The following is a 24,740-nucleotide window of genomic DNA, read 5'->3' as shown; positions in this document are numbered from 1 at the left end:
GATAGCGTGATGTCTTGCATCCCGTCTCCGCCCAAGGGTGCCAAACTTCTGCCGCATCTTCCTGCAAACATGTTAGGGTCTGAAACCTTTTCCGCCCTTTTTATCCAAAGCGAATTTTATGCTGAAAGCTCACATGATGATCAAGACTGTTCCCGCATCTTTGCGGTGGGCCACAATCGGTCTGTTTTTTGCCCTTCTGTCTGCCTGCGCCTCGACAAGCAATGATGGGGCGACCCCAAGAACCGACAGAACCCAGCAAACCGATGATAACAGCTTTGATCAGCGCACGATCCTTGATGCCAGCAAAGATGTGTTCGGCGAAGGGGCCGAAGGCCTTGGCGGCATCATCGAAGCCATTTTCGCCGATCTGGGGCGGCCCAATGCCTATATCGCGGGCGAAGAAGCGGGGGGTGCCCTGATCGTGGGCCTGCGCTATGGCAATGGAACCTTGCATCACAAGATCGAAGGCGCCATGCCGGTGCACTGGACCGGGCCATCCATCGGCTTTGATGTGGGGGGCGATGCCGCCAAGGTGTTTACGCTGGTTTATAATCTTTATGATACCGCCGATATCTATCGCCGTTTTCCGCAGGTAGAAGGGCAATTTTACTTCATCGGCGGATTGGGGGTTTCCTATCATCAGCGCGGTGATGTGATCATTGCCCCCATCCGGCTGGGTGTGGGCCTGCGGGCGGGGGCCAATATCGGCTCCTATAAAATCACCCGGGAAAGCACCTTCAATCCCTTTTGAGTAAAAGCGGCCGCAGGCTTTGGGCCAGAATATCGGCCCATTGCCTTTGGCCTTCAGCGTTGGCGATCAGATCCTGACGGATTTCGATGGTGGCCTGCATCAGGCCATGGCGTTCCCCATGGCGGTGCATGGTATAATAAAGCTCGGCCCCTGAATAAGGCTGGTTATCGCCCACATCAAGGCCCCAATCGCTGGCCAGTTTCGGCTGCATGGCCCGATAGAGGCGATCATCGCCTGCATAAAGAAAGCCGATCTGCCACGGGCGCGGCTCCCCCTTCATCACCGGGGTAAAGCTGTGGAGGCCGATGACAATGGGCCGCTCGCCCCGCGCCATCATGCCCGCCAGTTGATCTTCGGCGGCTTTGTGATAGGGGTGAAACCAGCGATCAAGGCGGGCGGCGCGGGCCGCTTCATCAAGGGCCGTATTGCCGGGAATGGGAATGCCATCGCTGATCGGGGGGCAGGGATCCTGGGTTTCGGGATCGCGATTGAGATCCACCACAAGGCGCGAAACCGGGGCCAGAAGAGCCGGTGCATCAAGGAGATCAGCAAGCAAAAGGCTGACCTCTGCCGCCCCGATATCCACCGCGATATGCGTGGAGAGCACCGCGCGATCAAGGCCAAGCCCCTCATAATCATCAGGGATATGGGCACTGGCATGATCGCATAAAATCAGCACACCGCCCCGGCCTTCGGGTCGATAAAAATGCGGGGCCGCCTTTTGTTCATCCATCATCGCAAAAATGTGCATCCGATTGTAAAGATTATGTCTGGACCTTTCCGGTCTGATCGGTAAGCCTATCGGTCTTCACTCTTTCCTGTCCACTCACCGAAGCGCGAGACCCCATGTCATCGAGCCATTCCCCTAACGAAAACAGAAGCCTTCGCCGCACGCGAATCATTGCAACCGTTGGTCCTGCCTCATCAAGCGCCGAAATGCTGGAAAAGCTCTGGCACACGGGCGTTGATGTGTTCCGCCTGAATATGAGCCATGGCGATCATGCCGACAAGGCCGATATCGTGGCGCGAATCCGGGCAATCGAGAAAAAGATCAAGCGACCCATCGCGATCATGGCCGATCTGCAGGGCCCCAAATTGCGCATCGCCACCTTTGCCGAAGGCTCGATCCTGCTCAAGAAAGGACAGCGTTTCACCCTTGATCTGGTTGATGAACCGGGCGATGGCAAACGGGTTTATCTGCCCCATGCCGAAATCATCGAGGTTTTAGAGCCGGGCATGCAGGTGCTTTTGGATGATGGCAAAATCAGGCTCGAGGTGATCGAGCGCCGCGATCAGGCCATCGTCACCCGGGTGCAGGTGGGCGGCACGCTTTCCAATCGCAAGGGCGTGAATGTGCCCGATGCCGTTTTGCCCATGGCGGCGCTGACGCCGAAGGATCTGCGCGATCTGGATTTTGCCCTTGATCAGAATGTGGATTGGGTGGCGCTTTCCTTTGTGCAGCGCCCCGAAGATGTGGCCGAAGCGAAAAAGATCGTGGCCGGGCGCGCCGGTGTTCTGGCCAAGATCGAAAAGCCCAGCGCTGTGGACCGGATCGAAGCCATCGTTGAACTGGCCGATGCGGTGATGGTGGCACGCGGCGATCTGGGCGTGGAATTGCCGGTTGAAGATGTGCCCGGCGCCCAGCGCAAGATCATCCGCGCTGCCCGCGAAATGGGCAAGCCCGTGGTGGTGGCCACCCAGATGCTGGAATCGATGATCAAATCCCCGGTGCCCACCCGCGCCGAGGTCTCGGATGTGGCCAATGCCGTGCATGATGGGGCAGATGCCATCATGCTGTCGGCGGAATCGGCGGTGGGGGATTATCCCATCGAAGCGGTCACCGTGATGGCCAAGGTCGCGGTGAAAGAAGAAGGGGATCGTGGCCAAAGTCGCCTGCTGGCCAAAACCTTTACGCCCCATGCCACCGCAGAAGATGCCATTTCCGCCGCCGCCCGGCAGGTGAGCGAAACGGTGGGGGCGAAAGCCATCGTCACCTTCACCTCATCAGGGGCAACGGCTCTGCGCGCCGCCCGCGAGCGGCCTTCCGTGCCGATCATGGCGCTGACCCCCAATGAACGGGTGGCCCGCAGGCTGTGCATCGTGTGGGGATTATTCGCCGTGAAAACCCGCGATGTCGATAGTTTCGAGGAAATGTATCAAAAGGCGAAGCGCATGGCTCTGCGCTATAAATTCGTCAGCGGCGGGGATCGCATTGCCATCACCGCAGGTGTGCCTTTTGGAACCCCCGGGGCCACCAATGTGCTGCATCTGGCCTGGATTTCCGGGGATGAGCTTAAGGGCTGGGAATGATCCCCGGTTTTTGCGCTTACTCTAAGCGGCCATCAATCAGGCTGATCTCCACCGGCTCGAAAGACCCTTCGGGCCGGTGAAGCCAAGCGGTGGTCACACAGGCGTCCTGCCCCATGGCCGCAGCCGAACCCGCCTTTTTCGCCGGATTTGGCGAGAGGGCCGTGATCAGCCAGATCCAGCCGGGATAAATGGCCGCGGCCAGATCGGTGGATGATGGCCGGGCCAGCCCGCCCGGATGGGAATGATAAATCCCGATGATCTGTTCATCCCGCCCCCTGAGATCCCGCTGCCAGCGCAGATGCACCCGGGCATCCAGCTCGAACCGGTTGGGCTCTGCCGCCTTGTTGGCTGAGGCCACCGCCCTTGTGACCCTGCGCCCCACCCCGATCAACAGGCCGCAACATTCCATCGGGGCGGCGGCGCGGGCGGCATCCTCGATCTGCGCCAGAAGATGCGAGCCAAGCTGAAGGCGGTTCATAACCAGCCGGGATCGCCGCCATCCCATGGCCGTGCGACTTCCCCCGCTTGGGAAGATGACCAATGGGCCGCGCTGGGGCTTTCCCCATCCCCCATCATCTTGTAAAGAATGGCAGCCAGCAAACCCACGAACCCAAGGGCTGTGACGATTGAAACCACCAACATGATTTTAAGGGCGCGCCGATTGCGCTGCTGATGATCGGACAAGCTGGCGTCCTGGCGATCAACGTCCCTTTGGGCGACGGTTTGGGCGACAGGGGAATGGTCTGTGCCCCCGATCTGATCCTTTTCGTTTTTTTGCATTTTAAAGCCCTATCAGGATTGCCATGACACCGCCCCTTCCGCCCCCGGATTTTCTTGAGGATGAAGCAGACAGCGCCGACACCCGCTTCATCGGGATTGCCGATGCGCAATCGGCACCGGATCGCCTTGATCGCTGGCTGACCGCGCATGTGGCCGAACTCACCCGTTCGCGGATCAAGGGGCTGATCGAAAGCGGGGCCGTTACCTTGAACGGGCAGACGATACTGAACCCTTCGGCCAGCGTCAAACCGCAAGATCGGATCAGCCTCGATCTTCCGCAGCCCGAAGCCGCCACGCCGCAGCCCCAGAATATTCCCCTTGATATCGTGTATGAAGATCAATCCCTGATCGTGATCAACAAGCCCGTGGGCATGGTGGTGCACCCCGCCCCCGGGGCGCCCGATGGCACCCTTGTGAATGCCCTGCTCTATCATTGCGCCGATAGCCTTTCGGGGATCGGCGGGGTGCGCCGCCCCGGGATCGTGCATCGGATCGACAAGGATACCAGCGGCCTTCTGGTGGTTGCCAAAACCGATCAGGCCCATCAGGGGCTGGCCGCACAATTTGCCGCCCATGATGTGGAACGGCGCTATATCGCCTTTACCCGGGGCCATCCCCCGGCACAGGCGGGGCGCATCGAGGGGGCCATTGGCCGCCATCCGGTCAATCGCAAGAAAATGGCTGTGGTCGAGCGGGGCGGCAAACACGCCATCACCCATTATCAGATGTTGGCCGCATGGTGGGTGGCCGGGGGATCGCCTTTTGCCGCCAAAGTGGAATGTCGCCTTGAAACCGGGCGCACCCATCAGGTACGGGTGCATATGGCCCATATCGGCACCGCCCTGATCGGAGATGCGCTTTATGGCCGCAGCCTGCGCCCGCCTGCCCGCACCCCTCCCCTGCTGACCCAAGCGATCAGCAGCTTCAAACGCCAGGCTCTGCACGCCGCCGATCTGGGCTTCATCCATCCCGAAAACGGCCAATTCTTGAAATTCAGCAGCCCTTTGCCATATGATATGGACAATCTTGAACGTCTTTTGGAACGTTTTGGCAGCGCCTGACGTTTTTCCAGTGTATAAGAAATCGACAGTTGAGCGGATAAAACAGAACCGGGCTCATCCCGGCTGTTATCAACAAGTGACTGCGGCAAAAGCTGCGAAAGATCGCTTGTCAAGATCAGGAGACCACATGATGGCCGACATCAATCTTCCCAGCCTTTCCCCCGAAGGCAGCCTGACGCGCTATTTACAGGAAATTCGCAAATTTCCCATGCTCCAGCCCGATGAGGAATATATGCTGGCCAAAGCCTGGGCCGAGCATGAAGATTCCGAAGCCGCCCATCGCATGGTGACCAGCCATCTGCGCCTTGTGGCCAAGATCGCCATGGGCTATCGCGGCTATGGCCTGCCGGTGGCCGAGCTGATTTCCGAAGGCAATGTGGGGATGATGCAGGCGGTCAAGCGCTTTGATCCCGATAAAGGCTTTCGTTTGGCCACCTATGCCATGTGGTGGATCCGGGCGGCCATTCAGGAATATATTCTGCGCTCATGGTCTTTGGTCAAGATCGGGACCACCGCCGCCCAGAAAAAGCTGTTTTTCAATCTGCGCCGGATGAAGGGGCAGATTCAGGCCATGGATGAAGGGGATATGCGCCCCGAACAGGTGGAGCATATCGCCACCAAGCTTGGGGTCACCCATGATGAGGTGATTTCGATGAACCGCCGCATGTCGGCAGGCGATCATTCCCTCAATGCCCCCATGCGCGCCGATGGCGATGGCGAATGGCAGGATTGGCTGGTGGATGATACCCCCGATCAGGAAAGCCGCTATGCCGAAAGCGAAGAGCTTGATGATCGCCGGCTCATGCTGCTGGAATCGATGAAAAGCCTGAACGAGCGGGAACGCCATATCCTTACCGAGCGGCGGCTGAAAGATGATCCGATGACCCTGGAAGATTTATCGAAGGTTTATGATATCAGCCGCGAGCGCGTGCGCCAGATCGAGGTGCGCGCCTTTGAAAAGCTGCAAAAGGCCATGCGCAATGCCGCCTTGAAGCACTATGGCACGGCCGAAATCGATCATCAGCCTGTGGCCTGAACGAGGGTCGTGACCCCTTAAGTCTCGGCGGGGCGTTCTTCCAAAGAAGAGACGCCCTCCCCCCATTCCCTGATCATGGCCTTACGCTGTTCGCCCAAGCGTTCTGCGTGGCCCTGATTGAGATAATGCTGGATGCCTGCGGTTATCACCGGGCAAACCCATAAAAGCGCAGCCCCCGCCCCCGCAGCCCCCAGCATCACCGTCCAGGCCATCAGGTCCGTGAGAATCTCCATCAGCATCACGAAGCTGGGGCCCGCTTCCCACATTTTCACCAGATAGGGCAAAACCCCCGAAAGATTGAACGCAAACATGGCATTGAGCCTGATCCCCCGCTCGGGCGTCACATCCGCCAACAGCAGCACCAATGTGGGCAACAGGCCGATGATCAGCAAAGCCGCAATCGGTGGAGCCGTGAACAGCATCCCGGCAAAAGCCATATAAGCAATGAGCCGCCCGCCGCCGCCATAGCGTTTGCCGCCCGCCCCCCGGGCCGAGGCTTTTTTTGCCCCTGTTTTGGTTTTTTTGGGTGATGTCGGTTTTTTGGCCATTTATTGCGCCTGCAATGATAAAATGGTGATGGTGATCAAAACCACCAGCCAGCCCAGCGCCGATGCCGCCCGAAAGCCTGCCAAACGGGCCCCTTTATCCGATGGCTTCACCCCACGCCGCAGGCGCTTCATCGCCTGTTCCAGATGAAAAACCTTGTTTTTCGCTTCGGAAAAACCCCGATAATCCACCATTTTCAGATGCGCCAGATCAATGATCGCGGTGAGCCTGCCCAGATCGCCGGTTTTGGCCAGTTCATCCAAACGCTCTACCACCATGCGGCGGCGGGTGCGGCTTTTCAGGGTGTTCGCCAATGGTTTCAGGCTTTTCACCAGATGTTCGCTGAGATTGACCAGCAATCCCGCCTTCAGCTTGCTTTGCAAAAAGGCCAGAAGATCCGCCACCGCCGCCATCAATTGCACGGGATCCCGGCGGCTGATATCAAGGCGGCGCACATAGCGTTCGGCCTGTTCGGTATGGGCGCAGAAATAGGCCAGAACATGCTCATCCAGCAAAGGCGATAGCTCGGAGCTGTTTTTCGCCACATGATCGAGAACCATCAGCAACCGCCTAGGCGAGGTGATCCAATAATCCTTCAAGCGCGGGCTTAGGCATTGCAGGCTGGGGTTCATCTTATATAAAATGCACAAAAGCCCCATCCGGCCTTTATTCCGGCGCATCATATCCACCGCCTGCCTCAATTCGATCTGCAAAGCATTGGCGGCGGGATTGCGATCAAGGGTGATTTCAACGATAGCTGGCAGCACATTATTATCGAAAATATGCGAAACGATGGCTTGGCGGGTTTCATCTTCGGCATGAAAGGCATCGACCATCGCTGGCCCGATTCCATCGAGACAAACCGACATGCCGCGATAGCGCAAGGGCCCCATGGGATCGAGATAGGCACAGGCCCGCGCCACCAAAGCATGATCCCCATGCCGCCCGCTCGATAGATCGCCTTCCCGCCGAACATCGATCAGCTTTTCAAATTTTTCGCTGAAAAGCTCGGTGGTGATCATATTCTGCGCCCAGGACACAAAATCGATCTGTCGCAAAAAAATCGCGGCATCCAGGGGATTGCGGGCGAAATCGCGGGCGAGAAGCCGCCGATCAGAATAGCTTATCCGGCGAAAAGTGACCGGCCGGGCAAAGGTCCATAACACATTCACCGAGCGGCGATTGGGCATGGTCGATTCCGCCCAGGCCCGCACTTCTTTCAGGGTCCAGCGTTCTTCCTGATCATCATTGAGCAGACCGCGCAAAAGATTACCAATCACACCCGGAACCTCGACCCCTGCGGCATGGGCCCAGAACGATCCCTGACCCATGCGGGCCGCAAACATCTTGTCCTGATCCTTCACCGCATCCGGCAAGCGCCCGATATGGGACGACAATAAGGTTGCCCCCAAGGCATAGAGATCGCAGTGCAAACTGCCCTCGCCCCGCCCCAGACTATCTGCCGAAGATCGTTCCAGCGGTTCGAAATGCGTCGGTTGCGCCGCTGCGGGGGGGGCGCTGAAACAGTCCCCCAAAACCACATCTTCAAGCCCGGAACTTGTGAAAAAGATGTTATCGGGGCGAATGGCGCGATGGGGGATGCCCCGGGCGTGCAGGGCCGATAGCGCCTGAATGAGCGAGGGAATGACATATTTGCGCAAATGATGGCCACTGATGACATTCTTGGCCGCCACTTCGCTCAAAGATGGCCCGGTGGGGGCCTGCACCATGATCACCAGACGTTCAGGCCCTTTGGGAACCGGACGCATGATCTGTTTGCGCACCGGATTGAGAAGACTGGTGGTAGGTGCTTTCAATAGAGCATCCAGCACATCGTCCCGATGGGTGGTGCCGGGCCGCATGATCAGGGCATAAAAGCTGGCCGCATGATCCTTGATATCGGTTACCGAATAGGCATCGGCGCAAGGGCTGCTGAGCCAGACCAAAGGCCGATCAAGATTGATTTTATAACGACCATCCAAAAGTGTGGTGGCAGATGATCCCTGCCCATCCCCGCCTGCCTTTTCATGTGCCTGATCATCAGCCTTTTCATCGGGCGTATCTTCTGCTGATCGAGGGGCTTTGACCCCGCCTTCAACCGAAGCTTTCCCGGCGGATGGGCCCGGGATTTTATCTTTTCTGATTTGCAGATTTGCTTCGGCCATGGGGCTTTATTCACCAGGATCATCATTTAATCCCGATTTAAACCCAATGGCCCTTAAATACGCGTTAACCTGCGCTGATTTTACGAGGGAAACAGGCCCCCTTCGATAAGGCCTTTTATTGGAAGGGATCGCGCATCAGGATCGTATCATCGCGCTCGGGGCTTGTGGACAGCATGGCCACCGGAGCGCCGATCAGTTCCTCGATCCGCCGGGCATATTTCACCGCTGTGGCGGGCAGATCGCCCCAGCTCCGCGCCCCTTCGGTGCTTTCCGACCAGCCTTCAAGGGATTCATAAACCGGCTCCACGGCCGCCTGACCTTCCATATCGGAAGGCAGATAATCGAGCCTCTTTCCATTCAGCTGATAGCCGATGCAGATTTTCACTTCATCCAGACCATCGAGCACATCAAGCTTGGTCAGGGCAATGCCATCGATGCCTCCGATCTGAACCGCCTGACGCACGAGCACCGCATCAAACCAGCCACAGCGGCGCGATCGCCCGGTGACCGTGCCGAATTCGCGGCCCCGTTCGCCCAATCGGCGGCCCACATCATCGAATAATTCCGTGGGAAAAGGCCCCGATCCCACGCGGGTGGTATAGGCCTTGGTGATCCCCAAAACATAATCGAGGCTGCCCGGCCCCACACCGGCACCACCTGCGGCTTGCCCCGCCACGGTATTGGATGAGGTGACAAAGGGATAAGTGCCATGATCCACATCGAGCATCTGGCCTTGTGCCCCTTCAAACAGAACCCGCTTTCCTGCCGCCCGGGCCTCGGCCAAGGTGCGCCACACCGGCGCCAGATAGGGCAGAATTTCCCCCGCAATGGCCATCAGATCATCGGCGAGGGCGGCTTTATCAATGCCTTCGGCCCCCAATCCGGCGCGCAGGGCATTATGATGGGTGAGCAGGCCATCGAGGCGGGTTTCCACCGCCTTGCGATCCGCCAGATCGCACATCCGCAAAGCCCGGCGGCCCACTTTATCTTCATAGGCAGGGCCAATGCCGCGCCTTGTGGTGCCGATTTTCACGCCCGATGTTGCATCTTCGCGCAGGGCATCAAGCTCGCGATGAAAGGGTAGGATCAGGGTGGCGTTTTCCGCGATTTTAAGATTATCGGGCGAAATCTCCACACCCTGCCCGCGCAGGCGCGCCATTTCATCCCTAAGCGCCCAGGGATCGATCACCACCCCATTGCCGATCACCGAGATTTTTCCCGAACGCACAATGCCGCTGGGGAGCAAAGATAATTTATAGACAACCCCATTGATGACCAGCGTATGGCCGGCATTATGGCCCCCTTGAAAACGCACCACCACATCGGCGCGTTCGCTCAGCCAATCAACGATCTTGCCTTTTCCTTCATCGCCCCATTGCGAACCCGTCACCACGACATTGGCCATCGTCCGTTACTCCTCACTCAGTGGCGTGCGATCATCAAGAGACCGGGCCAATCCGTTTTCATAGACATGCGAGCAGCCTTCAAGGCCAGCCTGCACAATGATATCATCCACCGGCTCCAAACCCTGCACCGTTCGCCAACCCACGACCCGCAGGCGCTGGGCATCAGCCATTTCGGTTCCGAAAGGAAGGTAGATGCGCGGCTTTTCCGTTGGTTCCGGCACCGCCCGCAACAGGCTATCGAGATACATGGAAAAGCCCACGGCGCTTTCCTCGCGGCCATCGGGGGCGATCACCTCATAACGGCCGCCACGGCCCAGTTCGCCCGAGACATGCGCGGCAAAAAAAGCAAAGCCCACCCCGGTTTGAAATTCAAAGCCCCGGCTTTCACCGGGATCGATGGTCACCGCCAGATCATCGATGCCATCAGAAACGGCCCGGGCCAGATCACCCAGATTATCGCGGATCACCGCCGCCTCGCCCGATAAAGGCAAGGCATCGAGGCGCCCAAGGGCCTCGACCGCTGATCCCGCCACCGCCATCAGATCGGTGAGAAGGCCGCGCGCTTCATCATCGAAATCGGCCAGGGCCCCCGCATCTTTTGCATCCAGCGCCCGGCGGGCTTCATGGGCGGCAGCATCATCAAGCCCCAATTGCCGGGCAATCGCCGACACCAATGTGGGGGAAACCAGATCGACCGAAAGCCCGGCAATCCCCAGATCGCGCAAAGCCAGAGTGGCCAGCGCGATGATTTCAAGATCAGCCGCCAGGCTGCGAGAGCCGATCAATTCCACCCCCGCCTGCCGAAATTGCCGGGCCGGGCGCAATTGGGTGCCCTTCACCCGTAAAACATGGCCCGCATAAGACAGGCGCAAGGGCCGCCCCCATGCCCCCATTCGGGCGGTGGCAATGCGCGCCACCTGCAAGGTCATATCCGAGCGCACGGCCATCATTTTCTGGCTCACCGGATCGAGCAGCCGAAACATGGATTGCGCCCGTTCGGCCATCCGTGCCTTGGCATGATCGGGAAAATGGGCGCGCTGATCAGCGGAGGACGCCAAAAGGCTGTCTTCAAATTCAACCAAAGGCGGGGCAACCCGTCGATAGCCATGCTGGGCTGCCACCGCCATCAGCCGATCCACCATCTGCGCTTCATATTCCGCCCAGGGCGGCAGATCATCGCGCAAGCCTTCGGGCAACAAGGCGCGTGGGGCTCGGTTGGGCGCAGTCATGATGATCCACTCTCCATTGATCAGAACAGCTCAGGCCATTGATCAGAACAGCTCTGGCGCGCTTGCCTTTAAAAGCGAAGACACGTTGCCTGCTGGACATAATCCAGTGCAAGCACCGCGTCGAGCATCTCTTTGGAAATTTCCTGATCCACGGCAATCAAAGCGACTGCATAACCGCCCTTTTGTGATCGGCCAAGATTGAAGGTGGCAATATTGAGATCATATTTGCCCAAAGTGGCCCCCAGCGCCCCCACAAAGCCGGGCCGATCATCATTGATGATATAAAGCATATGATCGGAAAGCTCGGCTTCGAGCGACACCCCATGCACCTCAACGATCCGCGGCGCCCGATTCGAAAACAGGGTTCCGGCAACGGTCCGGGTCTGGGCATCGGTGGTCACGGTCAGGCGAATCAGGGTGTGATAATCGCCTTCACGTTCATGCACCACTTCCGATACATCGATATCGCGTTCCCGCGCAATCACCGGCGCATTGACCATATTCACCGATTCCAGAATGGGCTTTAAAAGCCCTTCCAGCACCACTGCTGTTAATGGGCGGGTATTGAGGCCTGCCACATGGCCTTCATATTCGATGGTGACTTTGGTCACCCCATTGCGGGTGAGCTGCCCGGCAAAGCCGCCGATCTGCCGCGCCAAAGCCATATAGGGCTGAAGCCGGGGGGCTTCCTCGGCGGTCATGGAGGGCATATTGAGGGCATTGGTCACCCCGCCGGTGAGGAGATAATCCGCCATCTGTTCCGCCACCTGAATGGCCACATTCACCTGCGCTTCGGTGGTGGATGCCCCCAGATGCGGGGTTGCGATCAGATTGGGCGTGCCGAACAGCGGATTATCGGTGGCCGGTTCCTGAGCAAACACATCAAGGGCCGCCCCGGCGATATGGCCGCTTTCCAGGGCTTTTTTCAAAGCCGCTTCATCGATCAGCCCGCCCCGGGCGCAATTGATGATCCGTGCCCCTTTTTTCATCAGGCCCAAAGCCCGTTCATCGATGATATTGCGGGTTTTATCGGTGAGCGGCGTGTGGAGCGTGATGAAATCGGCGCGCTTGAGCACCTCATCCAATTCAAGCTTGGTGACACCCATTTCCTTGGCCCGCTCGGCTGAAAGATATGGATCAAAGGCCAGCACCCGCATTTTCAAGCCCTGGGCGCGATCGGCAACGATGGAGCCGATATTGCCACAACCCACGATCCCAAGGGATTTCCCGGCGAGTTCCACCCCCATGAAGCCCGATTTTTCCCATTTGCCCGCATGGGTTGAGGCATTGGCATCGGGGATCTGCCGGGCCAGCGAAAACATCATCGCAATGGCATGTTCGGCGGTGGTGATGGAATTGCCAAAAGGCGTGTTCATCACCACGATGCCATGATTGGTGGCGGCCGCCAGATCGATATTATCGATCCCGATCCCGGCCCGGCCGATGACCTTCAGATTACCGGCGGCTTCCAGAAGCTTTGCCGTGGCTTTGGTGGATGAGCGCACGGCAAGGCCATCATAGTGCCCGATGATCGCGGCCAATTCATCCTTATCGAGACCGGGCTTTTCATCAACCTCAACCCCACGTTCACGGAAAATCTCCGCCGCCCGAGGGCTCATTTTATCAGCAATCAAAACTTTAGGCATGGGTTCATCCTTTATAGGCGGCTGCCATGGGGGCGCCACACAATGTGATCAAATATCAGGGTTTAATCTTTGCTGACCGGGCCTTTGGCCCGATCATGAACGACTTGGGCCGTTAGGCCCGATCATAGGCGACTTTCATCAGCAACGGGGGGCACTCAGCCCTGATCATCACCCGCTTGCGCCTTCACCGTGGCATAGGCCCAATCCAGCCAGGGCATCAGAGCTTTTAGATCCGATGCTTCAACCGTGCCCCCGCACCAGATGCGCAGGCCGGGGGGGGCATCACGATAGCCGCCGATATCAAAGGCTACGCCTTCGCGATCGAGGATCGCCGCAATGGCCTTCGCCAAAGATGCCTGCTGATCGCCATCAAGGGCGATAAACCAGGGATCGATGATCGATAAACACACCGAGGTGTTGGAGCGGATCGCGGCATCGGCAGCCAGAAAATCCACCCAATCGGTGCGCGATACCCAATCTGCGACAATCGCCAGATTGGCATCGGCCCGCGCAATCAGGGCATCCAGCCCGCCGATCGATTCCGACCAGGCAAGGGCATCGAGATAATCTTCAACACACAACATCGAGGGCGTATTGATGGTTTCACCCTTGAAGATCCCGGCATTGAGATCATTGCCCTTTTTGATGCGGAAAATCTTCGGCAGGGGCCAGGAGGGCGTATAGCTGCGCAGGCGTTCGACCGCGCGGGGGGATAAAACCAGCATCCCATGGGCGGCTTCCCCGCCCAGCACCTTTTGCCATGAAAAGGTGGTGACATCGAGCTTTGACCAAGGCAGATGCTGGGCAAAAGCCGCCGAGGTGGCATCGCAGATGGTCAGCCCCTCGCGATTATCGGCGATCCAATCGCCATGGGGTACGCGCACGCCCGAGGTCGTGCCATTCCATGTAAAAACCACATCATGGCGCGGATCGATCTGCGACAGATCAACGATCTGGCCATAATCGGCGGTCAGCACCCGGGTATCTGAGAGGCGAAGCTGCTTGACCGCATCGGTCACCCAACCTTCGCCAAAGCTTTCCCATGCCACCAGATCGACCGGGCGGGCCCCCAGAACATTCCACATCGCCAGTTCAACGGCACCGGTATCGGAGCCGGGAACGATGCCGATCTGATAATCAGCGGGAATGCCCAAGATTTCACGGGTTTTTTCAATGGCAGCGGCAAGCTTTTTCTTGCCGACAGCAGAACGGTGGGAACGGCCAATGGGTGCATCGGCAAGAGCGGCGGGCGTCCATCCCGGCCGTTTGGCGCAAGGCCCTGATGAAAACAGGGGACGCGCAGGACGGTTCGTCGGTTTCATTCTGTTTCCTCTCCTTACAGAGAGCGCGCGCCTCATTGGGGAGGCGTGGCCCACCGGGGAAACTAAGGATCAAAAACAGCTTGTCAATTGAAATATGTGATCTTGCGAAGAAAAACCCCGCATGAATTTATCCGGCACTGCTTTCAAAGGCTTTTTCCCGCCCGGTCAGCCACCAGAAGCGGATCGACTGCACGATCACCGAAAAAATACTGGCAATGAGGGTGGCTTCCAGCAATCCGATCAGGCCGCGATCCCATTCCACCGCCAAAAACCATGACAAGGGCAGCATCAACCCCAGATAAGCCACGCCCTGAATGGCGGTGGGCCACCAGGTTTCCCCCAAACCGCGCAAACCCATGGAAATCACCGCCTGCCCGCCATCGAAAATGGTGACATAAGCCACGAAGATGATCGCCGGAATGGTGATCGCCGCCAGTAGCTTATCATCGGAATGAAGGGCATAGATCCATTCGGGAACGGCAAGGATCACCAAAGCCGCCGCCGCCATCAGCAGAAATGACAGGAAAAGCCCCGTCCACCCCGCAAGGGCGGTATCGAGAGGATCGCCGCGCCCATGGGAAATCCCCACCCGCACCGCCGTGGCCGAACCAATGCCCACCGCCACCATGAAAGGCAAAGACAGCACATTGAACACGATTTCCTGCCCGGCAAGGCTTAAAGCCCCCAGTTTTTCCGCAATCACCACAAGCCCGGAAAAAGCCCCCACCTCGGCCCCGATGCTGACCGCCGAGGCATAGCCGATGGTACGCTGATGGGCCCAATCGCGCCAAGATAGGCCATGGGGGCGGCGCAGGCCAAAGCGCTGCATCGCCGGGGCATACCATAAATAGCCCAAAAGCATGAAGGCGAGCACCCAGCGCACTGAAGTGGAGGTGATGGCCGATCCCGCCGCCCCCAGTTCCGGAAAGCCATAATGGCCATAGATCAGCCCATAATTCAAAAACACATTGACGCCATTGGCCCCGATCAGCGCCAGCATCGGGATGATCGGTTTTCTGATGCCTTCCAAAAAGCCGGTGCAGCAGAAAAAGATCAGATGCGCGGGCAGGCCCAGCCCCAAAATGATCACCAGATCCGCCGATTGCGCCGCGATCACCGGATCGGCAGCCAAAAGCCGCATCCAAAAATGCGCAGGCAGGGATAACAGCAGCATGATGCCGCCGATCCACAAAGCATAAGGCATCGACCGCCGCCACACCCGGCCACATTCGGCTTCATCGCCCCGACCATAGGCCGAAGCCGTGCACACGATCACCCCCATCAACAGACCGATGGCCACCACCAGCAGAAACGAGATCACCGACCGATTGGCCAAAGACAGCCAGGCGAGTTCGGCGGTGGCATAGCGGCTGACCATCACCGTATCCACAAAACCCAGCGCCAATATGCCAAGCCGGGTGGCCATCGCCGGGGCCGACAGGCGCAGCAATTCGGTGAGATGCCGCCTCAAACGCCATTGCACCCAGTTCAGATCAGGGGTTTCTCCTGCATTTTCAGCAGGGCTTTCCGGTGAAGCGGGTGCTGGTGTTTCGTGTTTTGTGCTATCCATGATCCTTTAATGGTCCTCTGCCCCGTCGCCACGCACCCGCCAAAAACGGGATGGCGACAGCGTGCCCTGCGCCTTTATGCTCTTGCGCGTGCCGGGCTGGCAAGTCAACCATCTGTTGGGGGAAAAGCAATGCCATTGAAAACGCCGATCTGTAATCAACTGAAAATCGATCATCCCATCCTGCTCGCCGGGATGGGCGGCGTTTCCTATGCCGAGCTGTGCGCTGCCGTTTCCAATGCGGGGGGTTATGGCACCCTTGGCATGGCGATGCTGGGGCCCGATGACATCCGCGATCAGATGCGCCGGGTGCGCACCCTGACCGATAAGCCCTTTGGTGTTGATCTGCTTACCGCCCTGCCGCAATCCCTCACCCAATCGGTAGATGTGATCATTGAAGAAGGGGCATCATCCTTCATTGCCGGGCTTGGGGTGCCCACAGCGATCATCGAACGCCTGCATGAAGCCGGGCTTTTGGTGATGAGCATGTGCGGCAAGGTGGATCATGCCAAAAAGGCCGAGGATGCGGGCGTTGATATCGTGATCGCCCAAGGCACTGAAGCCGGCGGCCATACCGGCAAGGTGGCGGGGATGGCGCTGATCCCGCAGATCGTGGATGCCGTTTCCATCCCGGTTTTAGGGGCAGGGGGCATTGTGGATGGCCGGGGATTGGCGGCGGCGCTGGCTTTGGGCGCTGCGGGGGTGTGGATGGGCACAAGGTTCATCGCCTCCAGCGAAGCCCATGCCGGGGCGGCCTATAAAAATCGCCTGATCACGGCGAACGAGGCCGATACCATCGTCACCCGCTGCTATTCCGGCAAGCCCATGCGGGTTGTGCAGAATGCTTATGTGGCAGATTGGGAGAACCGGCCCCAGGATATCCAACCCTTTCCCATGCAGGCGATGATGAGCCAGCAGGCCGGTGTTTTGGGCGGCATCGCCGGGATATTGGAGCCATTGGATATCGCCCGCGATTGCCTGCCCGCAGGCCAGGGCACCGGTGCCATCCATGATATCGTGCCCGCCGCCGAAATTATCCGCCGCACCATGGCCGAGGCGGAAGCCCGCATCACCGAAATGCACGGCCTTCTTTAGTGCTTAAAACAGCGACCCCAGCCTTTAAAACAATGATCCTTGCCCGGTCGTGCTTTTATGTTTGGGTTTAGGTTTTGTTGGGGCTTTCGCTGGGGCTTCGGCCTTGGATCGCGTGCTCTTGGCTTCAACCAAAAGCCGCGCCCGACCATCATGCAATTCGGCCTCGACCGGCCTGCCGGGCTTCAGGGCGGCAATCTCGCTGATCGGGCGGCCTGTCTCATCGCGCAAAACCGCATAGCCGCGCGCCAGCACGCCTTGATAGCTCAGGCTTTGCAAAAGCCGGGCAAGGGCGCTGATCTGCTGCGCCCCGCCGGTTAAAATCTGCTTTTGCGCGGGCTCAAGCCGACGGGAAACCGCCTGCATTTCATGGCGTTTATAAACCAGCATCTGCTGCAGCCGGGCCGGGCCAAGGGCCGGGGCCACCTGCCCCAAAGCCAGCCGCCGATTTTGCGCCACAAAGCGCAAGCCGCGGGGCAGACGATCCGCCAGATCATCAAGCTTTTGCCGGGATAGCCCCAACAGATCCTGTGGTCGGGGCAAGCCGCGGCCCAGACTGTGTATTTGATCGGCCAGCCGCACAAAAAACCGCGATTTCCCATGATCAAGGCGATGATTGAGCTGGGCCAGTTGCGCCAGCAATTCGCTGCGCACGGGCACCGCCATTTCCGCCGCCGCCGTGGGCGTGGGGGCGCGACGGTCAGAGGCATGATCGATCAGGGTGGTATCGGTTTCATGCCCCACCGCCGAAATCACCGGGATGGCGCTTTCGGCCACCGCCCGCACCACCGCTTCTTCGTTGAAGGCCCAGAGATCCTCGATCGAACCGCCACCCCGCGCCACGATCATCACATCGGGCCGGGGGATCGCCCCTTGCTCGGCCTGCTGATTGAAGCCGCGAATGGCGGCGGCGATTTTCTCGGCCGCCCCCTCGCCCTGAACCGGCACCGGCCAAAGCATCACCCGGCGCGGAAAGCGATCCGACAAGCGATGCAGAATATCCCGGATCACCGCCCCCGTGGGCGAGGTGACAATCGCAATCACCTGCGGCAGATAGGGCAAGGGCCGCTTGCGCTCGCTGGCAAAAAGCCCCTCAGCGGCCAGCTTTTTCTTCCGCGCCTCTAAAAGCGCCATCAGGGCCCCCGCCCCTGCTGGCTCCATCTGTTCGATCACCATCTGATATTTGGAACGTGCAGGATAGGTGCTGAGCCTGCCGGTGACCAACACCTCGAGCCCATCCTCGGGGCGAAAACCCAGCTTGGCCACCACCCCGCGCCAGCACACCCCATCAATAGCGGCACGATCATCCTTCAGGCTTAAATAAAGATGGCCCGATCCATGGAGCTTCACCCCAGACAACTCGGCGCGCAGGCGCACATGGCCATAGGTATCTTCCACCGTGCGCTTCAGGGCGCCAGCCAGTTCCGAGACCGTGAATTCATGAATATTGTGGCTGGGTTCAATCATAGCCCCTTGTAAACCGCGCCGGGCCCGGCTTCAATGCCGCTCATTCATAATCTCTGCCAGAATCATTGCCAGAATCATTGCCAGAATCTCCGCCAGAATCTCCGGCCCTTGCCAGCCTCGCCCCCGGCCCTTAAAAGCAGGGCGCATCGGCATGGATCATCGCAAGATGACGATCACAAAAGGAACGCCTTCCATGAACATCCTTGTCATCGGTGCGGGCGGGCGCGAACATGCCCTGTGCTGGGCCCTGGCCCGATCCCCTGCCTGCGCAGCGCTTTTCTGCGCGCCGGGCAATGGCGGCATGGCCGAATTGGCGCGCGCGGTGAGCCTTGATCTGGCCGATCATCAGGCGATCATCGATTTTTGCCGCAGCATGGCCATTGGCCTTGTGGTCATCGGCCCGGAACAGCCCCTTGTGGCCGGGCTTGTGGATGATCTGGCCCGCGCCGGGATCAAGGCTTTTGGCCCCTCGGCTCTGGCGGCGCGGCTCGAAGGATCGAAAGGCTTTACCAAGGATCTGTGCGCCAAATATCATATCCCCACGGCGGCCTATCGCCGCTTTCATGATGCGGATGCCGCCCGCATCTATGCCCGCCAACAGCCGCTGCCTCTGGTGATCAAGGCCGATGGGCTGGCCGCTGGCAAAGGGGTGATCATCGCTGATAGCCATCGCCAGGCCGAGGCCGCCATTGACGATATTTTAGGCGGGCAATTTGGCGAGGCCGGGGCCGAACTGGTGATCGAAGCTTTTCTGGAGGGCGAAGAGGTCAGCTTTTTCGCTTTATGCGATGGCGAGCGGGCCATTTCCTTTGGCAATGCGCAAGATCACAAGCGGGTGGGCGATGGCGATCAGGGCCCCAATACCGGCGGCATGGGAGCCTATTCCCCCGCCCCGATCTTTGATGCGGCGCTCGAAGATCAGGTGATGGCCAGCATTATCGCGCCCACATTGGCCGCCATGAAGGCCGAAGGCTGCCCTTATAAGGGTGTGCTTTATGCCGGGCTGATGATCACCGCCGAAGGGCCGATGCTGATCGAATATAATGCCCGCTTTGGCGATCCCGAATGTCAGGTGCTGATGATGCGGCTGGCATCCGATCTGGTGCCCCTGCTTTTGGCCAGCATCGATGGCACGCTGGGCGATCAAAAGCCCCGCTGGCATGAGGATGCAGCCCTCACCATTGTGATGGCCGCCAAGGGTTATCCCGGCCCTTATGAAAAGAGCACCGTGATCAAGGGATTGGATAAGGCCGCCCTGATGGAGGGGGTGGAAATCTTTCATGCCGGAACCAAAAGCACGCCTGCGGGCGAGGTGCTGGCCCATGGCGGGCGGGTGCTTAATATCGCCGCCACAGGAAAAAGCGTGGCAACAGCACAGGCGCGGGCTTATGCAGCGATCCGCGAGATCGATTGGCCGCAGGGTTTCTGCCGATCCGATATCGGCTGGCGGGCCATTTGAGGGTGATCAGTGAAATTTGCGATCCGAAAAGTTGTTGCCGCCTTCGGCTAGGGCATCCTCGAAAACGCTTTTAAGCTGCTGCGCAAGATAGGTTTTCAAGAGTTCCTGCAATTTTGACACGTCCACCGGGCCTTTGGTGAAAGCTTCATCCGCGGCTTCCAGCGCTTCATAATAAGGTGTTTTATTATTTGAGATAGCTTCCGGTATGGTTTGACGCCCCGGCAGACGATCCCCGATGCGGCAACATAAAACCACATAGGAAATAGCCCGTGAGGTTCGGCCATTGCCATCGGTGAAGGGATGTATCCAATTCAAACGCCACATCACATAGGCGCATAAATGAAGCGCCTCGGACTGCCAATGATCATTCACCTAATCACACATCTCTTCAATGAGACTGGGCACAAGATGGGCGGGCGGTGGCTGATGACGGCTTTTCCCGATGCTTACAGACCCGGGCCGAAAAACACCTGAATATTCCGACAGATCAGCCAGCGCAAGCCGATGCAAGCCCAAAATCAGGGATGGCCTGAGCTTGAAATCTCTACCGTCACGTGAAACACTATCTATGGTATCAAGCACCGCATCAAACTGACGCAGGGCATTTTCCGCTTCTTTCCGGGCTATCGCATCCGGATCATTTATAATGTTCGGCGCTTGCGCAATGCTTTCGCGATCATCGGCCCCCACGCACCTATCCCTTTAAATGATCTGCTGCCTGAGCGATCATATTGGGCGTGATTCTATCGTTTTCAATCTTTGCGTTTCCATAGGCAAAACTTTGCCGCTGGGCTTCTGCAGCGCCTGCCGAAACAGGTATGTTTCTGGCTTTTTCGTATAAGTCCTGCAATTCGGGCGGGAAAGACTCACAATTTTCCTTATGTTGCATTGTCTCGCTCCATTCCCTTTAAAAAAACTGCTGCAAAAAAACAGCATGACAGCACGCATGAACAGGTTTGAAAATGAGGATTATGAAACCAAAACGCAAATCAATTATAATGAAGGCCCTTTTTCTTGAGGTCGAAATTCTTCCTCAAAAAAACAAGGCCTCCATGATGTGCACGCGAAATAGGCGCAGAAATAGATAAAGGACGCAAAGCATGACCAGTCGTCAGGAGACCTTTTCCGGCACCATGGATGTGCGGGAGCGCCATCGTTTTGATGAGGCGGCCCTCGATGCCTATATGGCCGCGCATGTGGCGGGCTATACCCCCGGCCTTCATGTGGAGCAATTCAAGGGCGGGCAATCCAATCCCACCTATCGGCTGATCGATGGGGCGGGGAAGCGTTATGTTTTGCGCCGCAAACCCCCCGGGGTCTTGCTGAAATCCGCCCATGCCGTGGATCGCGAATATCGCGTCGTTACCGCCCTTGGCCAGCAGACGAGCGTGCCGGTGGCCCGCACCCATGCCCTTTGTACCGATGAGACGGTGATCGGCACATGGTTTTATATCATGGATTATGTGGAGGGGCGGATTTTCTGGGATGCCGCCATTCCGCAGGTTGAGAATGACGAGCGCGCCGCCTTGTTTGATGCCATGAATGCCACCATCGCCGCCCTTCATTCTGTTGATCATGAGGCCATCGGCCTTGGGGATTATGGCAAGCCGGGCAATTATTTCGCCCGCCAGATCGCCCGTTGGGCCGGGCAATATGAACAAGACGAAGAGGCCGGGCGCTTCGATGCCATGGACCGATTGGTAAAATGGTTGCCCGACAATATCCCCCCTGGCGATGAAACCACCATCGTGCATGGCGATTTCCGCATCGATAACATGATCTTTCATCCCACCGAGCCACGGGTGCTGGCGATATTGGATTGGGAATTATCAACTTTGGGCCATCCATTGGCCGATTTTTCCTATCATCTGATGATGTATCGGATGCCCCCCACCGGCTTTACCGGGCTTTTGGGCACCGATCTTGCCGCCCTCAATATCCCATCTGAGAGCGATTATATCGCCCGCTATTGCGCCCGCACGGGGCGCGCCCCCATTCCCGATCACGACATGAATTTTTATGTCGCCTTCAATATGTTTCGGCTGGCGGCTATTTTGCACGGCATCAGGGGGCGGGTAAAGCGCGGCACCGCAGCCAGCAAACATGCCGAAGCTCAGGGCCAGATGTGTGGGCCTTTGGCCGATCTTGCCTGGTCGCAAATCCAAAAGGGCTGATATTGATGCACAGGCTTTTGATCGATGGGGCCGCCATCGCCTATATCGACAGCGGCAGTGCTGAGGGCGGCAATCCTCATGACGCGGGCCATGCGCCCATCCTGCTGTTCATCCATGGCTGGACATCCGATCACAACACCTTTGCAAAACAGGTCGCCCATTTTGCGCCGCACTATCGCACCATCTGTGTGGATCTGCCCGGCCATGGGGAGAGCGATCCGGTAACCGGGGCGGCTTATGACATCGCTTTTTATACCCAAAGGCTTTCCGCCTTCATCGCCGCTTTGGGCTTGGCGCAAACACCCATCATCCCCATTGGCCACAGCCTCGGCGGGATTTTGGCGCTGGAATTGGCCGCCCGGCCCGATGCGGCCCATCCTTTGGCGATCCTGATCGATCCCGCCCCCCTCATCCGCAGCCCATCGGTGCAGCGTTCGCTCGCCCGCACCCAGCAGATGATCAAGGAGGTAGGGCGACGCCGTACCCAGCAGATTTTGGGCGACAAGGTGTTTTTTCGCCGCACTGATCCCCCGGAACTGCCCGATGAGGTGCAGCGCATCGCCGCGAAAACCGATGAGGACGCCGCCATCAGAACATGGGATGCGATTGTGGGCTATCAGGCCGAAAGCCCATTGCAAAGCGTGACCGTGCCGCTTTTATTCATCAATGCGGATCGTCCGCAAAACCGCGAGGAGGATATCCGGGCGCTGGTCAAAACCCTGCATTGGGGGCGCACCATCGGCACCGGACATTTCAATCATCTGGTGATGCCCGATCAGGTGAATGCCATGATCGGCGATATGCTGAGGCTTCATGCCGATGCGATTGTCGGCCTTTAGGGCTGAGACTTATCCTGAGACTGGGGATGCGGGGCCATATGCACCACCCTTTGGGGAAAGGGAAATTCGATCCCTTCGCGATGAAACGAATCCCAGATGGCCAGCATCACATCGCTGGAAACATTCACCACGCCCGCTTGCGGATCATTGATCCAAAGACGCAATTCCAGATCCACACTGCTTTCGCCAAAACCCATCAGCCGCGCCACAGGAGCCGGATTTTCGAGCACGCGATCCACCCCCAAAGCCGCTTCCTCCATCAGGCGCATGGCTTTGCGGATATCGCTATCATAGCTCACCCCCAAGGCGATCTTGCGCCGCACCCGGCTATCGGAAAAAGACCAGTTGATCACCGGCTGGGTAATCATATCCTCATTGGGGATAAGAAATTCCGTGCCATCGCGGGTGATGATCGAGGTATAGCGGGCGCTGAGATGATTGATCCAGCCATAGGTGCCCTGCGTTTCGATCACATCCCCGGGCTTGATGGAGCGATCCATCAGCAAGATCACACCGGATACGAAATTGGCCACCACCTTTTGCAGGCCAAAACCAAGGCCAACACCCAAAGCCCCGGAAAAAACCGCCAATGCCGTGAGATCGATACCCGTGGCATTGAGGGCAATCAAAAGGGCAAGGATCACCAGCGTGATGCGCGACAGTTTCTTGATCAGTTCGCGGGTCGATGCATTGATTTCATGAAGGCTGTCGAGACGTCCCTCGAGCAAGCGCGACAAAGCCAGAGCCAGCCAAATCAGCAGAACGAAGGCCAAAAAGCCCTTGATCACCGCGAGCACGGAAATCGATAAACTTCCCACCGAAAAGCGGACCGCATCCAGAACCCCGGTCAGGGGATCGAGCAACCCGGCAATATCAAGGGCCGCCAAGGACCATGCAAAAAGCGCCACCAGCCGGGCGATGAGGGCCGAGCGGATGAAGGTGACGGCAAAGCGGATCACCAGCCATGCGGTGATGAGGCTGGACGCCCCGGCCACAAGCCCTGTGGGAAATCCGGTTTGGGCGAGGAGGATGCGCCCCAAGGCCAACAGCAGCAAGGCCAGCAAGGGGAGCATCAGAGGCCGGATCATCTGGCCAAGACGACGCACCACCGCCTGTTCAAAAGAGGCCCGTTCAAAACTTTGATGGATGATCCCCGCTAAAAGCCATGCCAGCCCCAAGGAAAGGCCGAGGACCAGGCCCTGAAGGCCGCCCGCCAAAGAAAACACATCACTGCCAAGCCATGCTCCGATGATTTCGGACAGGCGATTTAAATGTTCAAGCGATGGGGCGGGGGCGTTCGGTTCCATGGCCGCAGTATCAAAGCGAACGCGTGGAAAAACCAGCAAAATGATGGGCTCAACCGGTATCCCGGCGATCACGAAAAAATCCGCGCAACAGATCGCGCGCCTCTCGCTCGGCAAAACCGGAATAGATATCGGGCTTGTGATGGCAGCTTTGCTGGGAAAAAATCCGCCCGCCATGGCGCACGCCGCCGCTTTTTTGATCATCGGCGCCATAATAAAGCCGCCGGATACGGGCAAGGCTGATGGCCTGGGCACACATGGCGCAAGGCTCCAGCGTCACATAAAGATCGCAGCCGATCAGGCGCTCGGAACCGATCATCGCCGCCGCCGCCCTGATCACCAGCATTTCAGCATGGGCGGTGGGGTCTTTGCGCGCCAGAACCTCATTCCCCGCCCGGGCGAGAAGATCGCCCGAAGGCGATAAGATCACCGCCCCCACCGGCACTTCGCCGCGGGCCGCAGCCTTGCGGGCTTCAGCCAAAGCCAGCGCCATGGGACTTGGGTCGTTTTTATCCATCAGATCACCATGGAAAGGCCGGCATCCGCGGTCAAGCCCTGAAAGCTTGCATAGATGATTGCCGTGGGC

General features: G+C 58.4%; 23 protein-coding genes. 8 read left to right on the top strand and 15 right to left on the bottom strand.

What is annotated here, in order from left to right; genetic code table 11:
• Positions 1–136: 136 nt before the first annotated feature.
• Positions 137–751, top strand: a complete 615-nt coding sequence (locus tag QK300_RS05390) for a DUF1134 domain-containing protein (protein ID WP_281320824.1) — start codon at positions 137–139, stop codon at positions 749–751.
• Here QK300_RS05390 and QK300_RS05385 read toward each other — a convergent pair.
• Positions 738–1,487, bottom strand: coding sequence for an N-formylglutamate amidohydrolase (locus tag QK300_RS05385; RefSeq protein WP_281300754.1), 750 nt, complete (start codon positions 1,485–1,487; stop codon positions 738–740). The two genes, QK300_RS05390 and QK300_RS05385, sit on opposite strands and share 14 nt — an antisense overlap.
• Before the next feature lie 110 nt (positions 1,488–1,597).
• Between QK300_RS05385 and pyk the strand changes: the two genes are divergently transcribed.
• Positions 1,598–3,061: a pyruvate kinase gene (gene pyk / locus QK300_RS05380; protein WP_281300755.1), complete on the top strand. Its 1,464-nt coding sequence runs from the start codon at positions 1,598–1,600 to the stop codon at positions 3,059–3,061.
• A gap of 16 nt (positions 3,062–3,077) precedes the next feature.
• On the opposite strand, the gene QK300_RS05375 is transcribed toward pyk, so the two are convergent.
• Together QK300_RS05375 and QK300_RS05370 are read right to left on the bottom strand one after the other, a co-directional pair.
• Positions 3,078–3,566: a M67 family metallopeptidase gene (locus QK300_RS05375; protein WP_281300756.1), complete on the bottom strand. Its 489-nt coding sequence runs from the start codon at positions 3,564–3,566 to the stop codon at positions 3,078–3,080.
• The gene (locus QK300_RS05370; protein ID WP_281300757.1) at positions 3,536–3,841 is read right to left on the bottom strand and encodes a hypothetical protein; all 306 of its coding nucleotides are present in this window, start codon (positions 3,839–3,841) and stop codon (positions 3,536–3,538) included. Before QK300_RS05370 ends, QK300_RS05375 begins: the two co-directional genes overlap by 31 nt.
• 23 nt (positions 3,842–3,864) lie before the next feature.
• Between QK300_RS05370 and QK300_RS05365 the strand changes: the two genes are divergently transcribed.
• Both QK300_RS05365 and rpoH read left to right on the top strand, forming a co-directional pair.
• Positions 3,865–4,902: an RluA family pseudouridine synthase gene (locus QK300_RS05365; protein WP_281300758.1), complete on the top strand. Its 1,038-nt coding sequence runs from the start codon at positions 3,865–3,867 to the stop codon at positions 4,900–4,902.
• Between the two features lie 130 nt (positions 4,903–5,032).
• Positions 5,033–5,938 carry an RNA polymerase sigma factor RpoH gene (rpoH, locus tag QK300_RS05360; RefSeq protein WP_348651832.1) on the top strand — a complete coding sequence of 302 codons (906 nt, stop codon included), beginning with the start codon at positions 5,033–5,035 and terminating at the stop codon, positions 5,936–5,938.
• A gap of 17 nt (positions 5,939–5,955) precedes the next feature.
• Here the strand turns inward: rpoH and QK300_RS05355 are convergent, their stop codons facing one another.
• The 7 genes from QK300_RS05355 to QK300_RS05325 form a co-directional block, all read right to left on the bottom strand.
• Positions 5,956–6,486, bottom strand: a complete 531-nt coding sequence (locus tag QK300_RS05355; protein WP_281300760.1) for a hypothetical protein — start codon at positions 6,484–6,486, stop codon at positions 5,956–5,958.
• Entirely contained in the window at positions 6,487–8,649 is a 2,163-nt protein-coding gene (locus QK300_RS05350; protein ID WP_281300761.1) for a hypothetical protein, read from the bottom strand.
• Between the two features lie 115 nt (positions 8,650–8,764).
• Positions 8,765–10,054, bottom strand: a complete 1,290-nt coding sequence (locus QK300_RS05345) for an adenylosuccinate synthase (protein ID WP_281300762.1) — start codon at positions 10,052–10,054, stop codon at positions 8,765–8,767.
• A gap of 6 nt (positions 10,055–10,060) precedes the next feature.
• Positions 10,061–11,284 carry an ATP phosphoribosyltransferase regulatory subunit gene (locus QK300_RS05340; protein ID WP_281300763.1) on the bottom strand — a complete coding sequence of 408 codons (1,224 nt, stop codon included), beginning with the start codon at positions 11,282–11,284 and terminating at the stop codon, positions 10,061–10,063.
• A 68-nt stretch (positions 11,285–11,352) separates the two neighbouring features.
• Entirely contained in the window at positions 11,353–12,930 is a 1,578-nt protein-coding gene (serA, locus tag QK300_RS05335; RefSeq protein WP_281300764.1) for a phosphoglycerate dehydrogenase, read from the bottom strand.
• 155 nt (positions 12,931–13,085) lie between these two features.
• The gene (locus tag QK300_RS05330) at positions 13,086–14,252 is read right to left on the bottom strand and encodes a phosphoserine transaminase (protein WP_281300765.1); all 1,167 of its coding nucleotides are present in this window, start codon (positions 14,250–14,252) and stop codon (positions 13,086–13,088) included.
• Positions 14,253–14,379: 127 nt separating this feature from the next.
• Positions 14,380–15,822, bottom strand: coding sequence for an MATE family efflux transporter (locus QK300_RS05325; RefSeq protein ID WP_281300766.1), 1,443 nt, complete (start codon positions 15,820–15,822; stop codon positions 14,380–14,382).
• Positions 15,823–15,951: 129 nt separating this feature from the next.
• Between QK300_RS05325 and QK300_RS05320 the strand changes: the two genes are divergently transcribed.
• Entirely contained in the window at positions 15,952–16,914 is a 963-nt protein-coding gene (locus QK300_RS05320) for a nitronate monooxygenase (RefSeq protein ID WP_281300767.1), read from the top strand.
• 24 nt (positions 16,915–16,938) lie between these two features.
• Here QK300_RS05320 and xseA read toward each other — a convergent pair whose 3' ends face one another.
• A complete protein-coding gene (gene xseA, locus QK300_RS05315; protein ID WP_281300768.1) occupies positions 16,939–18,378 on the bottom strand; it encodes an exodeoxyribonuclease VII large subunit in 1,440 nt (479 codons plus the stop codon).
• A 193-nt stretch (positions 18,379–18,571) separates the two neighbouring features.
• Here xseA and purD point away from each other — a divergent pair, with 193 nt between their 5' ends.
• Positions 18,572–19,837: a phosphoribosylamine--glycine ligase gene (gene purD / locus QK300_RS05310; protein ID WP_281300769.1), complete on the top strand. Its 1,266-nt coding sequence runs from the start codon at positions 18,572–18,574 to the stop codon at positions 19,835–19,837.
• A 6-nt stretch (positions 19,838–19,843) separates the two neighbouring features.
• Here purD and QK300_RS05305 read toward each other — a convergent pair whose 3' ends face one another.
• Both QK300_RS05305 and QK300_RS05300 read right to left on the bottom strand, forming a co-directional pair.
• Entirely contained in the window at positions 19,844–20,209 is a 366-nt protein-coding gene (locus QK300_RS05305) for a Fic family protein (protein ID WP_281300770.1), read from the bottom strand.
• Between the two features lie 322 nt (positions 20,210–20,531).
• The gene (locus QK300_RS05300; RefSeq protein WP_281300771.1) at positions 20,532–20,726 is read right to left on the bottom strand and encodes a hypothetical protein; all 195 of its coding nucleotides are present in this window, start codon (positions 20,724–20,726) and stop codon (positions 20,532–20,534) included.
• A 211-nt stretch (positions 20,727–20,937) separates the two neighbouring features.
• Between QK300_RS05300 and QK300_RS05295 the strand changes: the two genes are divergently transcribed.
• Together QK300_RS05295 and QK300_RS05290 are read left to right on the top strand one after the other, a co-directional pair.
• Positions 20,938–22,011, top strand: coding sequence for a phosphotransferase (locus QK300_RS05295; protein WP_281300772.1), 1,074 nt, complete (start codon positions 20,938–20,940; stop codon positions 22,009–22,011).
• A gap of 5 nt (positions 22,012–22,016) precedes the next feature.
• On the top strand, positions 22,017–22,850 hold the full coding sequence (locus tag QK300_RS05290; RefSeq protein ID WP_281300773.1) for an alpha/beta hydrolase: 834 nt from the start codon (positions 22,017–22,019) through the stop codon (positions 22,848–22,850).
• On the opposite strand, the gene QK300_RS05285 is transcribed toward QK300_RS05290, so the two are convergent.
• Positions 22,847–24,229, bottom strand: coding sequence for a mechanosensitive ion channel domain-containing protein (locus tag QK300_RS05285; protein WP_281300774.1), 1,383 nt, complete (start codon positions 24,227–24,229; stop codon positions 22,847–22,849). The two genes, QK300_RS05290 and QK300_RS05285, sit on opposite strands and share 4 nt — an antisense overlap.
• Positions 24,207–24,671 (bottom strand): nucleoside deaminase, encoded by a 465-nt coding sequence (locus QK300_RS05280; protein ID WP_281300775.1) that lies wholly within the window; start codon positions 24,669–24,671, stop codon positions 24,207–24,209. Before QK300_RS05280 ends, QK300_RS05285 begins: the two co-directional genes overlap by 23 nt.
• Between the last annotated feature and the right edge of the window lie 69 nt (positions 24,672–24,740).

Origin of the sequence: Iodidimonas sp. MBR-22, from assembly GCF_029946565.1 — a bacterium.
GTDB lineage: Bacteria > Pseudomonadota > Alphaproteobacteria > Sphingomonadales > Rhodothalassiaceae > Iodidimonas > Iodidimonas nitroreducens.
Note: the sequence above shows the minus strand (reverse complement) of the source record. Positions and strands in the feature narration are given on the sequence as shown.